13 protein-coding genes are annotated in these 17,399 nt (G+C 35.8%); 11 read left to right on the top strand and 2 right to left on the bottom strand.

Annotated elements, in window-relative coordinates; all coding sequences use genetic code 11:
• Positions 1-204: 204 nt before the first annotated feature.
• Positions 205-1,434 (bottom strand): MFS transporter, encoded by a 1,230-nt coding sequence (locus ACLHDF_RS02715; protein WP_413917491.1) that lies wholly within the window; start codon positions 1,432-1,434, stop codon positions 205-207.
• A 393-nt stretch (positions 1,435-1,827) separates the two neighbouring features.
• On the opposite strand from ACLHDF_RS02715, the gene ACLHDF_RS02710 reads away from it, so the two are divergent.
• The 3 genes from ACLHDF_RS02710 to ACLHDF_RS02700 all read left to right on the top strand — a co-directional run bounded on the left by ACLHDF_RS02710 (position 1,828) and on the right by ACLHDF_RS02700 (position 6,430).
• Complete coding sequence (locus tag ACLHDF_RS02710) at positions 1,828-2,820, top strand: LacI family DNA-binding transcriptional regulator (RefSeq protein WP_413917490.1); 993 nt, start codon at positions 1,828-1,830, stop codon at positions 2,818-2,820.
• Positions 2,821-3,137: 317 nt separating this feature from the next.
• A complete protein-coding gene (locus tag ACLHDF_RS02705) occupies positions 3,138-4,859 on the top strand; it encodes a glycoside hydrolase family 13 protein (RefSeq protein ID WP_413917489.1) in 1,722 nt (573 codons plus the stop codon).
• A 53-nt stretch (positions 4,860-4,912) separates the two neighbouring features.
• Positions 4,913-6,430, top strand: coding sequence for a glycoside hydrolase family 32 protein (locus tag ACLHDF_RS02700; protein ID WP_413917488.1), 1,518 nt, complete (start codon positions 4,913-4,915; stop codon positions 6,428-6,430).
• 347 nt (positions 6,431-6,777) lie between these two features.
• Here the strand turns inward: ACLHDF_RS02700 and ACLHDF_RS02695 are convergent, their stop codons facing one another.
• On the bottom strand, positions 6,778-7,929 hold the full coding sequence (locus tag ACLHDF_RS02695) for a lysozyme inhibitor LprI family protein (RefSeq protein ID WP_413917487.1): 1,152 nt from the start codon (positions 7,927-7,929) through the stop codon (positions 6,778-6,780).
• Between the two features lie 980 nt (positions 7,930-8,909).
• Between ACLHDF_RS02695 and ACLHDF_RS02690 the strand changes: the two genes are divergently transcribed.
• The 8 genes from ACLHDF_RS02690 (at position 8,910) to eutC (ending at position 17,392) form a co-directional block, all read left to right on the top strand.
• On the top strand, positions 8,910-10,343 hold the full coding sequence (locus ACLHDF_RS02690) for a histidine kinase N-terminal domain-containing protein (protein WP_413917486.1): 1,434 nt from the start codon (positions 8,910-8,912) through the stop codon (positions 10,341-10,343).
• Complete coding sequence (locus ACLHDF_RS02685) at positions 10,336-10,908, top strand: ANTAR domain-containing response regulator (protein ID WP_413917485.1); 573 nt, start codon at positions 10,336-10,338, stop codon at positions 10,906-10,908. The genes ACLHDF_RS02690 and ACLHDF_RS02685 overlap by 8 nt, the downstream gene beginning before the upstream one ends.
• Positions 10,909-11,122: 214 nt before the next feature.
• A complete protein-coding gene (gene eutH, locus ACLHDF_RS02680; RefSeq protein ID WP_413917484.1) occupies positions 11,123-12,412 on the top strand; it encodes an ethanolamine utilization protein EutH in 1,290 nt (429 codons plus the stop codon).
• 41 nt (positions 12,413-12,453) lie between these two features.
• Positions 12,454-12,795 (top strand): ethanolamine utilization microcompartment protein EutS, encoded by a 342-nt coding sequence (gene eutS, locus ACLHDF_RS02675; protein ID WP_195782307.1) that lies wholly within the window; start codon positions 12,454-12,456, stop codon positions 12,793-12,795.
• A gap of 24 nt (positions 12,796-12,819) precedes the next feature.
• Complete coding sequence (locus ACLHDF_RS02670) at positions 12,820-13,317, top strand: EutP/PduV family microcompartment system protein (RefSeq protein WP_413917483.1); 498 nt, start codon at positions 12,820-12,822, stop codon at positions 13,315-13,317.
• Positions 13,318-13,526: 209 nt separating this feature from the next.
• Positions 13,527-14,972, top strand: coding sequence for an ethanolamine ammonia-lyase reactivating factor EutA (locus ACLHDF_RS02665; RefSeq protein ID WP_413917482.1), 1,446 nt, complete (start codon positions 13,527-13,529; stop codon positions 14,970-14,972).
• A gap of 17 nt (positions 14,973-14,989) precedes the next feature.
• On the top strand, positions 14,990-16,354 hold the full coding sequence (eutB, locus tag ACLHDF_RS02660) for an ethanolamine ammonia-lyase subunit EutB (RefSeq protein WP_413917481.1): 1,365 nt from the start codon (positions 14,990-14,992) through the stop codon (positions 16,352-16,354).
• Between the two features lie 12 nt (positions 16,355-16,366).
• Positions 16,367-17,392, top strand: a complete 1,026-nt coding sequence (gene eutC, locus ACLHDF_RS02655; protein WP_413917480.1) for an ethanolamine ammonia-lyase subunit EutC — start codon at positions 16,367-16,369, stop codon at positions 17,390-17,392.
• The last annotated feature ends 7 nt before the right edge of the window (positions 17,393-17,399 follow it).

Here is a 17,399-nt window from a genome sequence, read left to right as displayed (position 1 = left end):
TAGAGGGTGAATAAATGAATCGTTTTGAGCTCTGTGAACAGAACTATACACTCTCTAATTTTAAACATAATAGAAGAAACTCATCAAAAAGAAGCCCTTGCTATCATTAGCGAGGGCTTTCAAAATTATGAGAATCACAATTAATATGATTAGTCTAAAAGGTATTTTTTAGTTTTAGGACTAGTTATTATATTTTTCCCGTGTCTAAGCAGTAAGTTTTGAATCGTTACAATCTTTAGATGCTTGATCCTTATTTCTTAAGAGGAGTGCACCAAATAGAGTAAAGATAGTGACGATAATCCCCATGATTAAGTACGTGTGACGAAAACCAATTGAATCGTATAGATTTCCTACAATAGGAGAGAGTATAACAGCCCCTAGCTGCATCGCGAATTGATATCCAACCAAATATAAGATTGAAGAGAATTTTGTATCAAAATGTGTAGCCAGATATTTAAAAACAGAAACTATGATAATTGCAAACTCTGGTGCGTTAAGAAGCTTAATAAATGAAATGCTGTATGGATCTGATACTAGCCCTGAACCTGCCACACGTAAAATCATAATGATTCCTGCTAAAATTAAACCTCCCTTGGGACCTACTTTACGGACAATTAGCGGAGCAACTAATAACATACCGGATTCTAAAAAGACCTGACCTGCATTCAAGTAACCAAATATTTGATTTCCTAATTGTTCGGTTGGGAACAGAGAGGCATAATATACAGGAAATTGCTGGTCAAAAACATTATAAATACAGCCCGTCCCGAGCATAAAAATCATAAAAATCCAGAAATCTTTTCGTTTAAATAAACTACCCAAATCTTGAATAGAAAGGGACTTTGCCTTCTTTTCTTCAATAGCGGATACTTCTACTTTTGTAAGGAAGATAACAAGTAATAAGATAACGCCTGATCCGGATGCAATCCAAAAGTTAATATCAGGGTTAATATTAAGCATTTGTCCCCCTATGGCAGCTGCAACGGCAGCCCCTATTGATCCCCAAAGTCTTGCACGACCGAATTCAAAGTTATACTTTCTACCAACTTTTTCGATATATGACTCGATGGCTGAGATACCAGCTAAAAAGGTAATTGCAAGATAAGCCCCACCTGTCAAGGCTCCTACCCAAAAATTCCAGTTTAAAAGAGGTTGATAGATAAAAATTAGAAATGGTCCAGATAAAATAACTAAAATTGAAATAAAGTATAATAAATTCTTCCGTAACCCCAATTTATCGGAGATATATCCATACAGAGGTTGAAAAAGCATAGTAAAGACAGCGTTTACAGAAAAAACAATACCCGTTTGTGCTCCGGAAAGTTGAAGACTTTGTCCCAACCAGATAGCAAAAAAAGTAAAAATAGAGGCAATAGATAAGAAGAATAAGAAAAAGAAACTGCTTAGCTTCCAGTAAAGTTTATTGTTTTCCATATTTAAATCCCCTTTGCTGTTTATGTATCTAAATATTATTTAGAAAGCGTTTTCGATTTGATTGTATTATATATGGTACCGATTTCATATGTCAATAAGAAAATCATTAACAAAAATACCTTTAAGAAAAGGATTATTGAAGTATAACGTGTTTTTCTAGTATGGTACTGATTTCTTACTTATGAAATAAACACTTTTATATGTACTGATTTATTAATCATGAAACATTCTATATACAAAGGTTCTGTTTTAAAGAGTCACAGCAATTCTACTGGTATTCTTATTGAATAGATGGTATAGAGTTGCAAACGAATTCATTCATTGCATTTTGTCTCTTTTTTAACGTAAAATAAGTATGAAACTGATTTCAGTTAGTGATGGAGTGATAAACAAATGCCTACCATATACGACGTAGCAAAATTATCGGGGTTATCAAAAACTACCGTTTCCCGCGTTATAAACAATCATTCATATGTTTCAGAAGAGAAAAAAAATCTGGTGCTAAAAGCAATGAAAGAGCTTAACTATACCCCAAACCCTTCGGCAAGAAAGCTAAGAGGGCAAGTAACGACTACAATTGGTGTCATTGTACCAAGAATCGTAAATCCATTTTTCTCTTATTTAGTAGATTCAATTGAACAAGTTGCTTATAAAAAGGGCTATCATGTATTAATTTTTCAAAGTAATGAAGATAAAGAGAAAGAATTAGCTTTTTTAAATTTACTAAAAACAAAGCAAGTTGACGGAATTATTATGACTTCCATTGAAAACGAGTGGAGCATCATAGAACCGTTTACTGAATATGGTCCTATTTTGTTGTGCAACGAATATGTAAACAACGCAAATGTTCCAATCGTTCGATTAGATCAATATAAGGGTGCGTATATAGGCGTAAAGCATTTACTTGAAAAAGGCCACCGAAAAATTGGATACTGCACAGGTGGATTGTTCGCTGAGGAAGGTAAGGACAAGGACCGGAATCAAGGTTATCAAAAAGCACTTCAAGAGGCAGGAATTGAGCCAGATCCCAAATGGATTTTTGTCAATCAACATAGCATTGAAGACGGAAAACAAGTAGTTAAAAAAATCCTGTCAATGGAGGATCGCCCAACGGCTATATTTACAGGAAGTGATGAAATTGCTGGGGGAATGATGATTGAAGCCAAAGAGTCTGGTCTAAGTATACCTAATGATTTGGCGATTATTGGCTTTGATGATCAACCTCTTGCACAAATGTTAGATCCAAAGCTAACAACTATACGACAACCTATTGATCAAATGGGGATCAAAGCAATAGAAATCCTTATCGATATGTTGACTGATTCTGAATCAACAGTAGAAACTTTTGAACTCCCAATCGAGCTAGTTGTTCGAAGCTCAACGTAATAGAAGATCGCAGATGAAGGTGAGAGCTAAACTTATTAGTTCTCACCATTTTTGAAAAATTTTCAGAAAAAACGATTGAAACCGTTCCCATAATGTAATACAATAAATCTACCTTAAGGGAGAAGACATTTACTCTATACTTAAAAACATCGCAGTACGATTTCTTTGAATATTTAGCTATTTATCGCACACGTAGAGTAAAGAGCTATCAGGATTTTTAACAATATAAATTTTTTTCGTCATTTGTGGTACCGATACCATATGAGTCGAAGAGTAAGTACATAATTTTAATATAAATATATTGGAGCTGATGAGGAATGGTTCAACTGAGTGAAAGAAAGAATGAAGAGAGTGCAATAATAACGAATAGACAATGGTGGAAGGAAGCAGTTGTATATCAAATTTATCCGAAAAGTTTTTATGATTCTAATGGTGACGGAATTGGTGACTTAAAAGGAGTTATTCAAAAATTAGATTACTTAAAAGAGTTAGGTATCGACGTTATTTGGCTAAGTCCAGTTTATCAATCACCAATGGATGATAACGGATACGACATCTCTGATTATCAAGCAATTGCAGAGGAATTTGGCTCTATGGAAGATATGGATCTACTAATTAATGAAGCTAAAAAGAGAGAGATAAAAATTATTATGGACTTAGTAGTTAACCATACTTCGGATGAACATGAGTGGTTCCTAGAATCAAAAAGCGATATAAATCATCCGAAAAGAGATTGGTATATTTGGAGAGATGGAAAAGAAGACGGGAATCCTCCCAATAATTGGGAATCTATTTTTGGCGGTTCGTGCTGGGAGTATGATGAACCAACAGGACAGTATTATCTTCATGCATTTTCTAAAAAGCAGCCTGATCTTAATTGGGAAAACCCTGATCTTCGAAATGCCGTCTATAAAATGGTCACATGGTGGCTAGAAAAAGGAATTAGCGGTTTTAGAGTAGATGCCATTACGTTTATAAAAAAACGACAAGACTTCGAAGATATACTTGCTGATTCGGATGGCGGGATGAATGTAATTGAAACAAATCAAGAAGGCATTCATGAATTTTTAAGTGAACTAAGTAAAGAAGCTTTTTCTTCCCATGATATCTTAACTGTAGCCGAAGCTCCTGGAGTATCACACAAAGAACTGCCTATTTATGCAGGAGAAGACGGGCATTTTAGTATGCTTTTTGAGTTCGATCATGTGGACCTAGACGTAGGAAAAGAAGGGAAATGGTATGAACCGTACAATTGGAATCTACTTGATTTTAAAAAAGCCATTTCTGACAGTCAAACGTTCTATAACCATACAGGGTGGGGGGCGCTTTATTTAGAAAACCATGACCAGCCTCGTTCTTTAAACAAATTTATTAAACCAGAAAATATAGGGCCTATTTCAGCAAAAATGTTAGCTACGGTCTATTTCTTACTAAAAGGCACACCATTCATCTATCAAGGCCAAGAAATCGGAATGACAAATGTAGAGTATCCATCGATTGAGCATTACAATGACTTAGCTTCAATCGATCAATATCACTCTGCACTGAAAGAAGGGTTTTCAAAAGAGGAAGCATTAGCAGCAATTTGGAGACGTAGCCGTGATAATTCTCGAACACCTATGCAGTGGGATCATTCTGAATATGCAGGGTTTAGCAAAGGCGAACCATGGATAGAGGTAAATCCTAATTACTCTTCTATTAACGTCGATAATGCTTTAAAAGATAGTAATTCTTTATTTTATTTCTATAAAAATTTAATTAGATTAAGAAAAAGCAGTCCATATTCAGAGGTTATTGCTTTTGGTAAATACGAAGATCTGTTTGAAGATAGTCTGCAAATCATGGCCTATACAAGAGAGTTTAACGATAAAAAAATAGCCGTGATTGCTAACTTTGATAATAAAGAAGTAAATCTAAACTTAGATTTTAATATTAAAAAAGTTATTTTATCTAACTATGATCATTCGGAATTACACATAAATCAGATAAAATTGCGACCTTACGAATCCATTGTTTTTGAAATTGATTCATCATTTTAATCTCTTTTTATTACAATTAACTCATTTACGTATAGAAAGGCAGGGGAAATTGCTTGAAAACATTAAAGAATCAACATCAAGAAAAAATTTTAAAGGCAATGGAATCTGTGTTAAACGAGCAGGAGGCCGTTAATCAGAATCATTGGCGATTACAATACCATGTGTCTACACCAGCCTATTGGATGAATGACCCAAACGGATTCAGCTTTTACAAAGGTGAGTATCATTTATTCTATCAACACCATCCTTACTCTTCCCATTGGGGGCCAATGTTTTGGGGACATATAAAAAGTAAGGATCTTACTTACTGGGGACATCTCCCTATCGCTCTTGCTCCGAATGAAGAATACGATCAAGATGGATGTTTTTCAGGAAGTGCAATTGAAAAAGACGGAAAGCTTTATGCAATGTACACAGGGAATGTGTGGACAGGGGATAACTATGATAGGGACTTACGACAGGTTCAATGTCTTGCTGTAAGCGAGGACGGCATTCATTTTAATAAGGTAACTCAAAACCCAGTTATTGACGTAGCTCCTCCGGGGGATATTCACCTCTATCATTTTAGAGATCCAAAAGTATGGAAGAAGAGTGACTATTATTATTGTGTTCTTGGATCACGTACGAAGGATCACGAGGGCCAAGTTCTTTTATATCGTTCAAAGGATCTTATGAATTGGGAGTTTATAAATGTACTTGCCAAAAGTCAGGGAGATCTTGGTTTTATGTGGGAGTGCCCGGATCTCTTTAGTCTCGGCGGGCAGGATGTGCTTGTCATGTCACCTCAAGGGGTAAAACCAAAAGGGGATCTCTATCATAACTTGCATCAGGCTGGATATATAAAAGGAAAATTAGACTATAAAACAGGGCTGCTTCAGCATGAAGACTTTCAGCTTTTGGACTACGGGTTTGACTTTTATGCTCCCCAAACAACAGAAGACGAAAAAGGGAGACGAATTATGATAGCATGGATGGCCATGTGGGAAAGCAACATGCCTGAACAAAAATACAATTGGGCAGGAGCAATGACTATTCCACGGGAGCTTTCTACTAAACAAGGGAATATAATTAGTAAACCGATTTCAGAGCTTAAGCAGCTTCGTCAACATCACGTGCAGCATAAAAATATTACAGTTAACGGAGAACAAGAACTTGCAGGTATTTCGGGTGATTGTTACGAACTTGAAGTGAAATTTAACGCAAAAGCCGCTTCAAAATTCGGAATAAAATTAAGAACGGATAACGAAACTCACCAGGAAACGCTCTTAACTTATGATAGGCTAGAACATTTGTTTATCTTTAATCGCGATAATTCAGGTGAAGGCGATGGGGGAATTAGAAAAGCATCTGTTCAATTAAATGATAATCAACTACATCTTCATCTGTTTGTCGATAAATCGTCCATTGAAGTTTTTATTAATGAAGGTGAAAAGGTAATGACAGGCAGAATCTATCCTGGAGATAATACAAAAGGTATTTGTTTCTTTGCAGATCAAGAAATTGAATTGATTACCTTAAATAAATGGAACTTAAGCAAGGGCGTTTCCCCATTGATTTTTGAAGGGGAATAGGAATTACAGAAAACATAAATTAAGGCTCGTAATAACAAACTATTAGAATAATAAAAGCAGTTACTTTACAAAATAGAGAAGCAGGCTCAAAAAGGGCACGCGACCAGAGATAATAATATAAAAGAAAGAGAGAAGGTTATTCCTTCTCTCTTTTATTATTGTACCTTTATTTAATTTATGATTTACCCTGTTGATCTTTATCAACATCCTCTTGTTCAGAAGAATTATCCTCAATAAGCGTTTTAATATGCGAGGGGAATTTATTCATCATATAAGTCATATGACATGTACACACATAATAAAGATGATAACTAACATATAAAGTTCTAGATAATAATATTTACTCATTATTTCATATAATTATTAACTAAATCATAGCAACGGTCTCTTGTAACTTCCCATAGTGTACGTACTTGTTCAGCTTGAGATAAAGTACCGCCACCTTCTTCATCAAAAGTGCCTTGAGCAGTTGCATCTCTAGACTTGATCCATTGACGCTGCTCCGCTTGAAGTTTACTCATTTCCGAGGCAGACAATTGCGTCTTTAAAACACCATAAATTTCATTCAACAAACCATCCCACAATTGATAATTCTGTCCGTACTGCTGCTTTCTTTCAAAATCATTTTCAGAGTTGGCACTAACTTCTAACATATCTTTGGTATGATTTAATTTATATACATATTCTTCTTTTTTACTAGTAGGTGCTGGGCTGTTTGTAACTGTTTGATTATCTGTAGACTGATTTTGGTTATTCGTTGCCTCGCTCTCTGAAACAGTTGTTATTGGGCCGTTTTTAGCGATATCTGTTAGATATAGACTGTTATTAGTAAAGGTTGCAGAGTACATCCAATTATATTTTTTAGTAGTTTTAGCACCACTAGGCTTAATAACAGTCACAGTTTCTTTAGTTGCAATTTTGTATAGTGCTCCTTCTGAAGATTCTCCTGTTTTAGTAAAGCTAACTACAGAAAAGTCTTCCCATCTTTCCTTGATACCTTGTTTGTATAACTTACTTACTAATGATTTCTGTTGATCATAAAGGGAGCCTTTGAGACCACCGCCAACATAGTATTCGAATCTTCCCGTGTTAATTGCTTCTGTTAGTCCATTTATGTAATCACCCATAAAGAGGGCTGCCGTATCACTTGATGGAACAAATGTATTAGTAGGTGCTGGATGGTTACCCCCTGAATTACTTTGATCGCTAGAATCAGTTTGTGAATCATTTTTATGAGTAGCAGTCGCATTATTACTACCTTTCACATCTTGATTATTATTTACAGGAGTGCTAGTACTTGCTTCAGTTTTCTTTTCAGACATGTTGTTGCTAGTACTATCGCTATCGTGCTTAGTCTTAACAGCAGTACTATTTTCAGCTTCCTGATTACTACCTTTCTCCGTTTCTGCTGTTTTTGAATCTGCTTTTTCGTCTGATTGGCAACCGCTAACTAAAAATGTAGTTGCTGCTACTAATGAGATTAAACCTTTTTTGTACATGATTGTTCCTCCAAATTAATATGTATATTGTAGGTGTGTTTAATAGTATAGTTAGAATTTCGAATCGTCTCATCCTACTTCAGCAGCTTTAGCATCTTTCAAATCCATAAGATAATCCCTGTCTGCATATTAGCATTTACAGCCTTTTGCAGCTTATTAGACTTAGTACGTAGCGTGCTAGGTGATACTTTTTTAAAAGTATCTGTTTTACCTTTAGAAGTTTTTTAGTGTGTACTGCTGTTTCTGACTTGGTTTTTCTTGTCGAGATGCTGTTTCACTATTTTCTCGTCCACAAGCTGTTAACGTTAAAACTAGCAGAGGTACTCATAAAGGAAATTTTAACATTTTTATAGTTGTATTTCCTCCATATTTCTCTTTTTTTACTTTTTTATAATTCTTAAGGATCATGAAAAGCCTTTCTTATTATAACAAAAATAACTATTAGTGCTTATATTTTCTTGAAAGTTCCGAAAATAATAATTCTCTTCTATATCATGTTGCAGCCTTTTTCGTACCAAAAAAAAGCTCCTAGATAAACTAGGGGCCTGTGTATTCATATTGAAATGGGTAAATTCTTATATAAGTCATTTGGCATTTCTCCCTAAAAGATAAAAGCTAGGTTAGAAACTCCCTTTTATCAAGCAGCACCTTAGTTGATCTTATCTTTTTTTGTGAATCCAAAACTTACTATATGAGCTATTACTAACGAAATAACAGGAGCAATAATAATCTTTATGTAAGAAATCTCTAAAGCCTCAGGACCATATTTATTCGGGTTCAAACGGTGCAAGACCACCGTTGTCCACTTTGACCTTTAGAAAAAGAGATGATGATCCAGAGAAGAAATAAGATTTCCTTCATAAAGTAAATATTTTCGCGTCAAAATGAGTCATTGACAAAGAAAGTTCAGAAAAATATAATAGTTATTATATTCTAATATTTTGGTGCTTAAATGTTTAAAAGCAGCTAGGAGTTTACATATGACTCATACATTATCCTTAAATTCTTTATGCAGGCTCCATACAAATCTAGCAGAAGTAGATATTCAAAAAATCAGTGAAGTTGCTAAAACTTTGCCTCTTATTGCTGATTTAAACCGAGCAAATGTGTTTATTGATTGTTTAACAAAAGAAGGACAACATGCAGTTGTAGTAGCAGAAGCGGCATCAGAAACTGCGCCGTCAGTTTATGAACATCCAGTCGCAGGGAAATTTGTGTACGAAGCGTTCGAACCAGCAGTATTTTATACACTGCAAAACGGAAAACCCATGTCTTTAAATCGTGCCTTAACACAAGAAGGAAAAACCGTAGAACAAAGTGTAGTTCCTATTAAAGGATTTAATAATCGTGTTATTGCTACATTGATTATGGAGAAGGATATTAGTGAAGTGGTTGAACGTCAAGAAAAAATGAAAACGCTATCAAGCGCAAATGACACGTTAAGCGAAATTTTAATGGAGATGACAGAAAATGCTTCGCTTATTCCAGAGTTTATTGGGGAGGCACTTTTCTTTATTGATCCTAATTTAAACATTCTATATTTCAATTCAGCTGCTTTCAATTTGGTTTCTGAAGTCTGTTCCTCAGAGTGTAAGGTAGGAAATCAAATTATGGAATATTTCCCTTGCTTAGAAGAGTTATTTCATCATCCAGAAAAATTGTTTATGCAAGAAGTTACTATTTTAAATAAGGTGTTTCAAGTCAAAAAAGTTAGTTTAAAACAAGAAAGCCCAACGAATGGCGCTTTTATTACATTTCGGGATATGACTGAACTTAGAGAAAGAGAAAGAGAACTTGTTGTCAAATCAGTGATGATTCAAGAAATTCATCATCGCGTCAAAAATAATTTACAGACTATCGCTAGTTTATTGCGTCTTCAGATGAGAAGGGGCCTTCCTGAAGAAAGCAGGACTCATTTTATTGAAAGTCTTAACCGAATTTTAAGTATTGCTTCCGTGTACGAGATTATTCTTTCTAACTCTAGTGTAGATAATGTAGATATTCTTAGTTTGATTGAGAAAATTGGTAATATGCTAGTGTATAGCGCTACTGATGAAAATAAGAATATTACGATTGAATACTCGGGCACTCAGCTTTTTACAAAGTCTGATAAAGCTGTTTCCATAGCATTAATTATTAACGAGCTCATTCAAAATTGTATTAAACATGCGTTTAAAGGGCGAGAAGAAGGTGAGATTCACGTTTTTTTCCAAAAGAATAACTATGAGATAGAGGTTACAATTAAAGATAATGGTATTGGATACTCAAAAGAAGCCAAACCATCTTTAGGGTTGGATATAGTCACCATGATGGTTACTCACGACTTATCTGGTCAATTTTCGATTGAGAGAACTTCAAATGGCACCATGGCATCAGCTAGGTTCCCATTAGAAAGAGGGGGATACCGTGACTAAACGAATTATGATTGTTGAAGATGAGTCAATTGTACGATTAGATTTATCAATGATGCTCTCTGATAATGATTATGAAATAGTAGGAGAAGCTGGGGATGGTGAAAAAGCCATTGAATTAGCTTTTGCATTAAAGCCAGATCTGATCATTATGGATATAAAAATGCCTAAGTTGAATGGGCTGAAAGCAAGTGAAATTATTTCAAATAGATATAATATTCCTATTCTCCTGTTGACAGCATACAGTCAGAAGGAGTTTATTGATAAAGCGAAGAAAGCTAATATAGTAGGCTATTTAGTAAAACCGATTTCTGAATCAAATTTAATTCCAGCAGTTGAAATCGCTTTACAACAAGCAGAAAATGCAAAAATGTATGAGCAAAAAGTTCAGGAAATGAATAATGAACTGAAAAAAAGAAAAATTGTTGAAAAAGCAAAAGGGATTTTAATGAATAAATATAATTTAACAGAAGATAGTGCTTTCAATAAAATGCGAACTATTAGCATGAAAAAGCAGGTTACACTAGAGAAATTAGCAAAACACATCATTGAGAAATATGGAACTTAACCTCACTGTACAAGTAAATAATTTGAGCAAAGGTGCTTAGTGGTTTTAAGTGATAAAAAACCACCTGGCACCTTTTTGTCTTTTTTAGAGGAACAATCTTAATCCGTCTCTAGTAGCAAAGCTCTTAACAGGTTACTTCATACGCTTTAAATAGATAGAAATAGTTAAACTATTATCTGTTTAAATAAAAATCATCATATAGGGGGAATTGGGTGTGGTTATCATTGGGAAAATCGTGATTTATATTATCATGACTTGTGCAGTGTGTGGGGCTATTGCTGCAATTAGAAATAGTGATCAAGGATTAGGAAAGCAGTTTATGGAAGGTTTACATTCTATCGGATACATTTTTATACCAGCGGCTGGTATTATGGCTGCAACTCCATACCTTTCTTGGTTTATTAGTACTGTATGCGGTCCTTTTTTCTCAGCTATTGGAGCAGATCCTGCTATTGCTGCCACCTCTATCTTAGCAACGGATATGGGAGGATATCAATTAGCACACGTATTAAAAGAGTCGTATGAAGGATGGGTCATGGCCATGATAGTAGGATTTATGGCTGGGGCAACAATTGTATTCTCTATTCCAGTAGGGCTTGCCATGCTTGATAAACGCGACCATAAATATATGGCGCTAGGTGTTATGTCAGGTGTGTTAACTATTCCTATTGGAGCTTTTATTTCAAGTGTTTTAATTATGGTAACCAATTCTGATATACGTAAAATCATTTCCACTACAAGTGATTCTACATACGAATTTACGATAAGTTATTTGAAAATTATTTTAAATTTATCTCCACTTTTATTATTTGTTGTTTTATTAGCAGTAGGGCTATATTTCTTGCCTGATTTAATGATTAAAGGGTTTATGTGGTTTGGACGTATCATGGATGCTGGAATCAAGCTAGTTCTTGTTTTCTCCATTGTTGAAATTTTTACAGGTTTATTCTCCCATCTATTTGGAAGCTGGGGGTTCCATCCTATCATGGCAGATAAAGCTGATCAATTCCGTGCACTAGAAACGGCAGGTTATATCGGCATTATGCTTGCTGGTGCATTTCCAATGGTTTATTTACTTCAAAAATATGCAGGAAAGCCGCTTGAAGCTGTAGGGAAAAAACTTGGATTAAGTAAAGAAGGAAGTGCAGGTATTTTAGCTACAATTGCTAATATTTTAGCGATGTTTAAGCTAATTCGCAGTATGCCTCCAAAAGATAAAGTTATTAATATTTCGTTTGCAGTTTGCTCCGCATTTTTATTAGGAGATCATTTATCTTTTACAGCTAATTTCCAACCGACATTAATTCTTCCGGTTATTATCGGGAAGTTCTCTGCGGGTTTAATAGGCATTGGTTTAGCATATTGGCTATCTGTTCCAAAAGCCTTAGAGCTAGAAAGAAAGGATCGCGAAGCAGGCATTATTGGAAAAGGCGAGTACTTAAGTTCAGCGTCTGAAGAAAATGAAAAGATAGAAAAGAAAAGAAGTAAGACACAAGTGATGTAAGCAATGTATGGAATTTGTACGATAAGGGAGAGGTAATTTTTATGAGTGAAGAAAAAAAGCGTTTTATTCAAGAGTTTGTGCCTGGAAAACAAATCACACTGAGCCATTTAATTGCAAATCCAGACCCAGATATGTTTGATAAATTAGGTATACAACAAGAAGGAGCGCTAGGTATTCTAACATTAACTCCAAGTGAGACGGTTATCATTGCAGGTGATTTAGCTACAAAAGCTGCACACGTTCAATTAGGGTTTTTAGATCGCTTTACAGGAAGTCTTGTTATTGTGGGGAGCGTTTCAGAAGTAGATATGGCAATGAGAGAAATCAATCGTTTTCTCTCCGAAACATTAGGTTACACACCTTCAATTATTACAAAATCTTAATTGTATAGTAGGGAGTGGAGACTTATGCATAAAAAAAACAGAGCAATGCTCATTGGCTCAATTGGTGCTGGCAAATCGACATTAACAAATGCTCTGCTCGAAAAACAGGTGGAGGCAGTTAAAACACAAGCTTTAATCTATTATGATTGGATCGTTGATACACCAGGAGAGTATGTTGAAAATCCTTTTTTTTATAAAAATATTATGGCAACCGCTCTTGAAGTTACACATGTATTATATTTGCAGGACGCTACAAAGCAACAGACAGTCTTTCCGCCAAATTTTAGTACGGGTATTAATAAATTAGCTATTGGAGTAATTACAAAAAGTGATGCGGAAGATGCTGATGTGAGCTTAGCTATTAAAAAAGCAAAACAAGCAGTTGTAAATGGGCCTATTGTTGTCACTTCTTCCCAGAATAAAGAAGGGCTTGAAGAGATTCGAGCTTTGGTACAGTGTCAGTCTTTAGAAGAGATGAAACAGTATAGTGATAACTGGAAATCAAAATATATTATTTTTTAATGAAAGCCTTTACAATTTGTAAGGAATCAGTTATATTCTAAATATACAAAAAAATCACGGGCAAAGGCGCCTTATACAGCTATCTTTCAGTAGATAGTTCGTATGAGGTGCCTTTTTTATTTGGCTAAAACAGCCTATAAAATCACTACTAATTAGCAATCAGTAGAATAAAACCTTTTGCTGATTAAAGGTTGATGAGGTGGAGGCGTATGAAACGATATGAACCGCTAAAAGAGGAGATTATCAGTGCAGGAATTGATATAGGAACAAGCACAACCAAAATTGTGTTAAGCCAATTTTCTCTGATGAATATGGCAGGAGGAACACACTTGCCGCGTATTGAGATTATTGATAAAGAGATCATTCATCGCAGCCCAATTTATCGAACGCCACTTCTCACATCAACAGCAATCGATATTGAAGCGATAGAGGAGCTTGTTAGAAAAGAGTATGACAAAGCAAACGTTGGCCCCGAAGACATTAAAACAGGTGCAGTAATTATTACAGGCGAGACAGCAACTAAGCAAAATGCAGAAGAAATGATTCATCATCTTTCAAATCATGCAGGTGAATTTTTAGTTGCAACTGCAGGCCCCGATCTAGAAGGAATTATTGCAGCAAAAGGATCAGGAGCTTACCAATACTCTAAAAAAACGAACAAAACTATTGCCAATATAGATATTGGCGGGGGAACAGCTAATGTAGCAGTTTATCGAATGGGAAGGCTGTGTGGAACCTGCACATTACATATAGGCGGCAGGTTGATAGAGTTTTTAGAAAATAGAATCAGCAGCATTTCACCACCCCTTAGAAACCTATTAAGAGAGTGGAATAGTACTCTTGCAAAAGGTGATGTAATGGTTGAAGAAGAGGTAAAGAAAATAACAAATTATATGACTGATGTGATTAGTCGAATGCTGACACGTACCATGACAGCAGAAGACAGGGTTCTACTTTTAGGTCATGAGCCGAATTGGAAAGAAGAAGTGGATGTCATTATGTTTTCTGGTGGCATCAGTGAGTGCCTTTATCGATATGAAACTAAAAATGTTGAGCAAGCTCCTTACCACGACATTGGAATGATGCTTGCAGACTCTTTAAGAGATAGTCAGAGTTTGAAGAGATGGTCATGGATTCAGCCTGAGGAAACCGTTCGCGCAACCGTTCTTGGTGCCGGTACACAAACGACTGAAATTAGTGGAGCCACTATTCAGGCAGAAAGCAAAGATTTGCCTATACGAAATATACCTGTTTATCAAATTTCCTTTAAAGCTGGGTTTCAAAAAGGCGTTCATCACTTAAAGGATGCTGTAAAAGATGCGATCGAGATACATGATCCTCAACAGGAGGGGCAAAATTTCGCTTTGTACTTATCTGGACTTCCATACGTAGGATTTCGAGATATTCAACAATTGGCAAAAGGTCTGTTAGAAGCGGTTAAACAAAAAAACAAAACGGATCAGCCGTTGATTATTGTTCTTGAGAGCGATCATGCCAAAGTATTAGGCCAAACGCTTATTGCTCAAGATTCGTCGCAAAGCATTATTTGTATTGATCAAATTAAGGTGGAACATGGTGACTACCTAGATATTGGCAAATTGCTACAAACAAGTGTGGTACCGGTAGTTGTCAAAACCCTTACGTTCCATTCATAAGAAAGGGGGCTTCAGTGTTGAAGTTACATACACATTATTTAGGTGCTGTCTATCAATTTTCTGATTTAAAAGATTTGTTTGCTAAGGCAAACGAAGAAAAGTCTGGTGACCGTCTGGCAGGTTTAGCTGCAGAAACGGTTCAAGAGCGGATTGCCGCAAAGGAAGTGCTTAGTGAATTGACACTTGCTGATATTCGCGAAAACCCAATGATTTCACCTGAAGAAGATGAAGTATCTCAAATTATTGAGAGTCAAGTAAATGAGCCTATCTATCAATCCATGAAAAATTGGTCCATAGCAGAACTTAGAGAGTATATCTTAAGCGATAACACAACGGGTGAGGATTTAAAGAGGATTAGTCGGGGGTTAAATAGTGAAATTATTGCTGCAGTAGCAAAGCTAATGTCAAACCTTGATTTAGTTCACGCGGCAAATAAGATTGAAATTTTAACAAAATGCAATATTACTATTGGCCAAAAAGGAGTCTTAGCTTCTAGACTACAGCCTAACCATCCTACAGACAATGTAGAAGGCATGATTGCTTCTTTAAAAGAGGGGCTGTCGTACGGAATTGGAGACGCAGTTATTGGTATTAACCCCGTCGATGATTCGGTTGAAAGTGTGAAAAGGCTATTATATGCTACAAAAAATTTTATGAATGATTGGGAGATTCCAACTCAAAACTGCGTCTTAGCTCATGTTACGACCCAGATGAAAGCCATTGAACAAGGAGCACCAGCGGATATGATTTTCCAAAGTATTGCTGGAACAGAAGCGGCTAACCGTTCATTTGGCATCAGCGCTGCCTTACTAGAAGAGGCAAATCAATTAGCTAAAAGTCACGGAACAGGAACAGGGCCTCAGCGCTTATATTTTGAAACCGGACAAGGTTCTGAGCTATCAGCCGAAGCACATTACGGAATGGACCAGCTAACGTTAGAGTCTCGTAACTATGGATTTGCACGTCATTATGACCCATACATTGTAAATACCGTGGTTGGCTTTATTGGACCTGAGTACTTATATAACAACAAACAAGTTATTCGTGCAGGTTTAGAAGATCATTTTATGGCAAAGATGCATGGAATTCCGATGGGTGTAGATATTTGTTACACCAATCATATTAAAGCAGATCAAAATGATATTGAAGATTTGGGTGTATTGCTAACAGCGGCAGGTGTTAATTTTATCATTGCAACGCCGATGGGTGATGATTGTATGCTTAACTACCAATCAATGAGTTACCATGATGTAGCGACTTTAAGACAAACGATGGGTAAACAGCCTTCTCCTTTATTTGCAGAGTGGCTCGAGAAAATGGGGATTTTTGAACAAGGAAAATTAAGTAAACATGCAGGGGATCCAAGTATTTTTACAAGGTAGGTGATGAAGAGGATGAATCCTGAATTGATTGAAAAAATTACACAATCCATTGTTGAAAAGCTAGAAAAACAATCTAGTTCCGAACAAAGCTCTTCTACTGACGACAGTCAAAGCAGCGTAACTTTTTGGGCTCATACATCCAATGCAAACAAGAAAATGGTTAATAGTCCTCTAGTTGAAGTAGTAGAAGATAATTCAATAAAGGAATTAATTAAATTTCCGAATATTCACGAAACGAATTCAACATCTTTACCTAGAAGTGAAATGACTATTCAGCAGGAAGAAGATATTGAATCAAAACAGCGGGTGGCTGGTATTAAAAATCCAGTGAATCAAGAAGAATTAGATACATTGATTCAGAAAACCCCTGCTCGAATCGGGATTGGCAGAGCAGGCTTACGTCCACGAACAGAAACATGGTTGAAATTTCGCTATGACCATGCAGCAGCCGTTGATGCTGTGTATGGCAATGTGAACGACGATCTCTTAAAACGATTAAATCTATTTAAAGTAAATACTCAGGTAACAGATAAAGAAGTATACATTCGTCGACCAGATTATGGACGAAAGTTATCAGACGAAGCAAAAAAGTGCATTCAAGAAAAATGCACCAAATCACCAACTGTTCAAATTATTGTTTCTGATGGTTTAAGTTCCAAAGCCATTGAGGAAAATGTCGAAGATGTTTATTTATCTCTTCAACAGTCTTTAAAAAGCGCAGATTTAGATGTAGGAGTTCCATTTTACATAGAAAAAGGCCGGGTTGCTGTAATGGATGATATTGGTGAACTTCTGATGCCAAAAGTGGTGGTACTTTTAATTGGAGAACGCCCGGGACTAATAAGTGCAGAATCTTTAAGTGCCTATTTATGTTATGAACCGAGAAAAGGAATGATCGAAGCTGAGAGAATGGTGGTTTCCAATATTCATAAAGGCGGCATTCCCCCAGTTGAAGCGGGTGCTTATCTCGGTACATTGGTTCAAAAAATTTTAAAATATGAAGCTAGCGGAGTATCGCTTGTTCAAAAAGAACAATAGAGGTGAA

It is taken from the genome of Priestia megaterium (genome assembly GCF_046599315.1).
GTDB lineage: Bacteria > Bacillota > Bacilli > Bacillales > Bacillaceae_H > Priestia > Priestia megaterium_F.
This window is presented reverse-complemented; position numbering and strand designations above follow the sequence as displayed.

What these genes read in the sequence shown, in the direction of transcription:
- ACLHDF_RS02670 (WP_413917483.1), top strand. Translation starts at nt 12,820, where the DNA reads ATGCATAAAAAAAACAGAGCAATGCTCATTGGCTCAATTGGTGCTGGC.
- eutS (WP_195782307.1), top strand. Translation starts at nt 12,454, where the DNA reads ATGAGTGAAGAAAAAAAGCGTTTTATTCAAGAGTTTGTGCCTGGAAAA.
- ACLHDF_RS02695 (WP_413917487.1), bottom strand. Translation starts at nt 7,929, where the DNA reads ATGTACAAAAAAGGTTTAATCTCATTAGTAGCAGCAACTACATTTTTA.
- eutC (WP_413917480.1), top strand. Translation starts at nt 16,367, where the DNA reads ATGAATCCTGAATTGATTGAAAAAATTACACAATCCATTGTTGAAAAG.
- ACLHDF_RS02715 (WP_413917491.1), bottom strand. Translation starts at nt 1,434, where the DNA reads ATGGAAAACAATAAACTTTACTGGAAGCTAAGCAGTTTCTTTTTCTTA.
- ACLHDF_RS02665 (WP_413917482.1), top strand. Translation starts at nt 13,527, where the DNA reads ATGAAACGATATGAACCGCTAAAAGAGGAGATTATCAGTGCAGGAATT.
- ACLHDF_RS02690 (WP_413917486.1), top strand. Translation starts at nt 8,910, where the DNA reads ATGACTCATACATTATCCTTAAATTCTTTATGCAGGCTCCATACAAAT.
- ACLHDF_RS02705 (WP_413917489.1), top strand. Translation starts at nt 3,138, where the DNA reads ATGGTTCAACTGAGTGAAAGAAAGAATGAAGAGAGTGCAATAATAACG.
- ACLHDF_RS02710 (WP_413917490.1), top strand. Translation starts at nt 1,828, where the DNA reads ATGCCTACCATATACGACGTAGCAAAATTATCGGGGTTATCAAAAACT.